Source organism: Falseniella ignava (assembly GCF_002847645.1).
Lineage (GTDB): Bacteria > Bacillota > Bacilli > Lactobacillales > Aerococcaceae > Falseniella > Falseniella ignava.
The window spans coordinates 1-6,044 of the sequence record NZ_PKHE01000031.1; the positions used below are offsets into that span (position 1 = coordinate 1).

The 6,044-nt window shown below is 38.6% G+C and carries 6 protein-coding genes; 2 read left to right on the forward strand and 4 right to left on the reverse strand.

The genetic code is table 11. From position 1 onward, the window contains the following. Window positions 1-113 precede the first annotated feature (113 nt). Window positions 114-563, reverse strand: coding sequence for an aminoglycoside 6'-N-acetyltransferase (aac(6'), locus tag CYJ57_RS07590; protein WP_006701832.1), 450 nt, complete (start codon window positions 561-563; stop codon window positions 114-116). 90 nt (window positions 564-653) lie between these two features. Further along, window positions 654-1,175, reverse strand: a complete 522-nt coding sequence (locus CYJ57_RS07595; protein WP_101954769.1) for a tryptophan transporter — start codon at window positions 1,173-1,175, stop codon at window positions 654-656. A 483-nt stretch (window positions 1,176-1,658) separates the two neighbouring features. Here CYJ57_RS07595 and CYJ57_RS07600 point away from each other — a divergent pair, with 483 nt between their 5' ends. Then, window positions 1,659-2,642, forward strand: a complete 984-nt coding sequence (locus CYJ57_RS07600; RefSeq protein ID WP_101954770.1) for a zinc ribbon domain-containing protein — start codon at window positions 1,659-1,661, stop codon at window positions 2,640-2,642. Between the two features lie 74 nt (window positions 2,643-2,716). Here the strand turns inward: CYJ57_RS07600 and CYJ57_RS07605 are convergent, their stop codons facing one another. Beyond that, the gene (locus CYJ57_RS07605; protein WP_101954771.1) at window positions 2,717-4,198 is read right to left on the reverse strand and encodes a C69 family dipeptidase; all 1,482 of its coding nucleotides are present in this window, start codon (window positions 4,196-4,198) and stop codon (window positions 2,717-2,719) included. Window positions 4,199-4,313: 115 nt separating this feature from the next. Beyond that, window positions 4,314-4,634 (reverse strand): hypothetical protein, encoded by a 321-nt coding sequence (locus CYJ57_RS07610; RefSeq protein ID WP_101954772.1) that lies wholly within the window; start codon window positions 4,632-4,634, stop codon window positions 4,314-4,316. Between the two features lie 581 nt (window positions 4,635-5,215). Here CYJ57_RS07610 and CYJ57_RS07615 point away from each other — a divergent pair. Beyond that, window positions 5,216-5,971 (forward strand): Abi family protein, encoded by a 756-nt coding sequence (locus tag CYJ57_RS07615; RefSeq protein ID WP_101954773.1) that lies wholly within the window; start codon window positions 5,216-5,218, stop codon window positions 5,969-5,971. Window positions 5,972-6,044: the final 73 nt, after the last annotated feature.

The window sequence follows — 6,044 nt, forward strand, 5'->3', positions numbered from 1 at the left end:
GCATTTTAAATTCGTAACTATATTTTTTAGACATAAAATGACCCCCATAAAGTTAGTTTTTAACTCTAACTTTCGGGGGTCACCTCAAAGTCCTTTGAACTTCACACCATACATTATAATTTTTTCGTAAAAGTAATTAAGCGATTCACTTCTTGGAATCCTTCTGCCAAGTGAAAATGATAGCTCGCTTCGTTATCTAGCGTACAGTCACTACCGAATTCTTGGCAACCCATTTGACGAGCCCAATTCTCGCATTGAACCAACAATTGCTTGGCGATACCTTGTTTCTGGTATTCCGGCTTGACATAAATCCCTTCCAGATAACCTACAGGGCTGGTCGTCGTGCCTTCAACGTAATCGCTACGTAACTCACACTGGGCAAAGCCAACCGCTCGTTGATCCTCATATGCTACAAAGATTACGGCATCTTCTCGACGTAAAAGTTCTTGATATTCAGGCAACAAAACATCGGTCGTCGTCTCAAAGAGCGTGCCCGCCATTTCAATAAAATCTTCAATCGAGCCAAGTCCCACTTGCCATATAATAAATGATTGTTCGTCCATAGGCCGCCTCCATAACATTTAAGATGTAACAACATTATAGCACACCCCTCAAAAATATGACGGTCAAAGTGCTTAAACAATACTACAACATTACTTCGACAACGAATGTCCTGTCGCACGCTGCAATGATGAACGCGTCGCAAAGGTATGGTAAATAAAGACACTCAGTCCGGTATTCACAACGGCTGCCAATAATACGACCGGAATACTTGGCACCCATAAGTAAAGCTGATGTGTCAGCGAAAATGCCAACGTTAAGAAAATTCCACCACTTAAAAGTGTTCCGACAATATTGATCAGTACTATTCGCGCTGTAGAATATTCAAAGTCCATTCGTTTACATAATTGATAGATAACAAATGATGTGATGACTTTGTCTACTAAGTTCGGTAGCTGACCTCCTGGAAATCCAGTGGTCGCAGCAGACATTAAGCCCGCAACAAGTCCGATAATTAAAGACGACTTTAAGTCACGATTGGACATAATCGCAAAGAACATCATCGCTAAAAGGAAATCCGGCTTCACTCCTAAAAAGATGGGTGGCATCACTAAGTGTAATACCAACCCGACTGCTAATAATACGCCACCTAACGTTAATTGTCTGACTTTCATCTTAATTCCCCCTTATTTTACTGACAAATCCACTGATAAATAAAAAAATACCCCCTCCAATTAAGGAGCGAGTTTCGCGGTACCATCCTCATTATCTTTATGCGCACTAAAGATATCTCGTTCGAATACAATCATATTCTAGCTCTGTAAGGTGAGCACACCCTCCAGCTACTCTCTTCCAAAATAGAAAATTTCACCTTCGTTTTCATAAGCCCATTCACATTCAGGATTCTGAAAGCTCACACTGACCACTTTCTCCCTGCAAGAACTCCCTGAAGCTACTCTTCTTATGCCGATTCCATATCGATTGTTTTTAGTCTAACACCAACTATGAGATAAATCAAGGGTTTTCTTTTATATTTTTAATCTTAATTTAATTTTAGTACTCGAATTTTTCTGATTTAAAGGCTTAGACTGTAATTTCAAATCAAAATGAGCTATACTAAAGGTAGGTATTATTATGATTGAAAAGGGGTATTGACCATGAAAACTTGTATTAAATGTGGCAAAGAAATAGATGATACAGCCAAATTCTGTACGTTCTGCGGTCACGATCAAACTGTCCCTGTGACACAGGAAGAACGTGAAACAGCCGACGTTGAAACCATCTTAAACGATGAAGAAGTCCAAGAAAAAGAAGTCGAAAAACAACATCAAGAAGCTTCTGAAGCACTTGACAAGACCGTTAAAGCGGTTAAAGAAGGTGCAGATTCAGCAATGAACACCGTGAAGGAAAGTACCGACTCTGCCGTCGCAGCCATGAAAGAGACTACTGACTCAACGATCCGTACCATTCGCGAAAACGAAAAAGTTCAAAAATCTTGGAAAGAAGCAAACAATTACTTCAAGTACTTTGTTGACAAACTTGTCCATGCCGGTCCTGGTCACCATCAAGAAACAAGCTATTATGGCCATATTACTTTTGCACTATTGAGTTTATTTACCGCTATATTAGGTACAGTGGCAGTCAACCGTTTAATCAGTTCATTCACTGTTATCCCTGCTGGGCAAGTGCATGGCGGTATATCTTTTTACGATTACGTGGGACTTAGCTCTTTCGCACATAGCCCATTCAAGATGACTTTATTATTATGGGTAGGCTTAGCCTTGATGTATTTCGTCACCATCGGAATTGCATACTTAATTATTAAATATTTATTCCGTGTTGAAGTAAGCTACAATCGTCTAACGAATGAGATTGCTGGATACTTACACTTAGTTGTTGCTGCAACGGTTATTTTAATTATCTTAACAGGCCTTGGTTTAACTGGTGGCATTATATCAATGAGCGTCATCTTCTATGGCTTTGTTATGTTCTTTGTGGCTGTCTTAACACAAATGAACCATTATCGTGAACAAAGTAACAACGCGCTATTCAATCCGTACTTAATTATTTTATTCGCGCCACTTATTTTCTACATTATGTATGGCTTAATTATTAACTTAATCCATTTCGCGATTAAATAATAACTACTTAAATACAAAATCAGCCGAGCAATTCACACAGTGTGATTGCTCGGCTTTTTGATTGAGATTAATGCTTAATTATCACTGCGGGCATAACCATTTTTCATTTGGCAGCTTGCTGTATGTAAGACTTTCGCAAGGACTTGATCCGTTTGTTCTTTTAAGAACGAAGTCATCGCCTCATTGGCTTCTTCGAGTAAAGCTTGCGTAGCTTCAGCATCGTAGTCGCCCGCCAAATACTTCGCATCAAATTCTGCTAGGATTTTTTGACCTTTATTTTGCACGGTATCTTGATAACGTTCAATATGAATCTGGGTTGTGTGGTAGTGAGCATCGCTTAGCGCTGCGATCAACCGGTTCGCCCAATAGAAATTATCAGTGGTCGGTAGGGTTGAATCATCCGCTAAATAATCCGGCGTTGTATTCACATTCGTATAGTACGGTACTACCGCATTGAAGGCATTCGAACCAAATGATAACCATTGGACGCTGCGAATGGCTTCAGGTAAGTACGGACGGATTTGCGTAAAGGCGGTAACGTTTTGGCGGCTAATACCGATAGGACGGTACATACCTCGGCGATCCGCTTCACCCCATTTACCGTAACAATCATATGGCGTGCCTTGATAATGGTGGGATAAGATATATTTCATATCTTCCACTGTAATCTTGAATTCTGGTACCATCGCCCATGGAAGATCATCATCTTCCGGCGTATATTCTGCATCGGGTCCATCCCAAACATAAGTATGTGGGTTAAAGTGACGTAACATTGCCCAAGCGCGTGGTGTATTGTAGATATGGTCAGAATCAGATTTTGACCCATAGGCTAAGCGAGGATTGAATCCAGCCTCTTCCTCGTTCGATAAGTCTAAATGATACTGCTCCGTTAAAGCTTGTAAGTCTTTACTGCACATAAAGTCTTTTTGTTCACCATAAGCATCTTCAAAGTCAAAATAATCAATCCCTAATTGGTTCGGCATGACGACATAAGCATCATCTGGGACACGACGCGCCATCCAATGATGACCGCCAATCGTCTCAAGCCACCAAATCTCATCAACGTCTTGGAAAGCAATCCCATTCATCTCATAGGTTCCATGTTCTTCAAGCAATTGACCGAGACGGATGACGCCATCACGTGCCGAATGAATGTAAGGTAAGACTAAAGTTACAAAGTCTTCCTCACCAATGCCTCCTTCTTTATGACCGTTTGGATCATTCTTAAGAATGGGATCAATTCCTTGAACTCGAGGGTTCGTGGTAATCGTCTCGGTTGCGGTCATCGAAATATTGGCTTCATTAATGCCCGCTGCTCCCCAGATTCCATCTTTTGGATCATTACTTGGTAAGCAAGTATAGCGCATCGGGTTATCCGGCAATTCTACCTCACATTCCGAAATCACCGAGCGATAATGACGTGGCTGCTCCTCTGGATGCACCACGATAAACCGTTTTGCCGTAAAAATTCCTGAGGGAGAATCTTCCGACCGGGTGACAATGGTTGAACCGTCGTAAGACGCTCCTTTACCTACCAACAATGTTGTACAAGCCATAGTATTTCCACTCCTTTAAATATCATTGTTAACTCCATCATACACCTTTTGCTAAGTTGAGGGAACCCCTTACAGCTATATTTTTAGGGTTGCCTAAAAAAGTAGGGTAGGCATTTTAGTTATTTTTGTAGGAAAGTCCAGCTCCTATGGCATTTCCAATCATTGATACGCCGCCATAAATCAGTATATAAATCATTGCACTCGAATTATAGAAAATAAAAATCGTCGGAATAAATAGCAAAGCTGTTAAAATTGGAAATAATAGATCAAATGAATACCGACTGCCATATCGCCAAGCGACAATCAAACAACTCAGCGGTAATACGACTAACAACATCAACATGCCACTGCCTGTATCTTGAATCACCCACGGCGCTAAATAGAAAAGAAATACATTAACCATCATATAAGGAAACATCTGCTTGAGTTTGGCCATTGCTTCACCTGCTTTCCGGAATATGTTTGCTGGTTGAAGTGGATTGTTATTGTGGATATATAAAGAGTTTTAGTATTAAAAGTGTAGGAATTTTTTTATCCTTTTATTGCAATACAATAAACTAATTTTCACTTAGCTTTTGTATTTGATCTGTTAGAACACGTTGTCTCACCATTTCAACCTCTGTAGCTTTATCGTAGTAAAACAAACGCAAAACTTCAACGCAAAAATTTAAGTTGCACTTTTGTTTTTTAATTGAACGATAAAACTGTTTTGATGTAGATATTTTTCCATTAAAACGAGTTGGGTACTACTTTCTATCTGATGAACTAAATTGAAAGATTCTCAAGATTGATTATAGACAGGTAACATAACAAAATGATTTATATCTTTCATAAAATCTATAATTCTTCAAAGCACTTGTTTAACAACTCGAGACATTCATCACATTTGGCATATATTTACGCTTGACGTTTTTTAAAAAATAAGCTAAAATAATCGTAATCTTAATGATCGGCTGAAGTTCAGCCTACCAAAAGGGAGCCTAGCTGGGCTCCCTTTTGTGATTTTAAGGAGGATTTATGATGAAACCTTTTTTGACTATTGATGAGCAAATTACTTTACTTAAAAAAAGGCAATTGACTTTCCTGTCTGAAGAACAAGCTAGTAAAAACCTATTAAGATATGGATATTACGAGATTATAAATGGATATAAAGATTTGTTTCTTGAGAATAAGGCAGATCCTTGTGATGAAGATATTTATTTGAGTGATTCAACTTTCGAGAATATATTTGATCTTTTTCTTTTTGATACGCGTCTTAGACGAGCAGTCTTTACGTCAATGCTAGAAGTTGAGATGAATCTGAGAAGCGCCCTCAGTTATGTCATTTGTAAGCATTATGGGCCTAACGAGCGGGATTACTTAATCCGCGAAAATTTTAAGTCTGGAAATAAAGTTTCACATCAGGGCAAAACAGAATATCAAATAGATCAACTTCTAAGAAAACTGCATAAGATTCGACATGATAAAGTCCAACCCATGATGCACTACAGAGAAAAATACAATAATGTACCACCTTGGATTATTATTAAAGGTACTTCTATGGGCAACCTATTAATGCTTTACAAATTACTGAAGGCACCACTAAAAAATGAAGTTGTTAGCATATTATACGGTTATCCAATAGAGGTTGTATCTAATGAGGACAGTGTAAAAAATCTGTTTGCAGACTCACTTAAATTATTTCTAAAATATCGAAATCGTTCTGCACATGGAGGGAGAATTTATAACTATGCACCTGAAAAAAATAAAATAAGATACTGGTGGATTCTATAATCAACTTAGCCACCAAAAATAAAAACATCACGTGAATTTCATGCTATATTGAAGTTACCACAACTCTCAATAG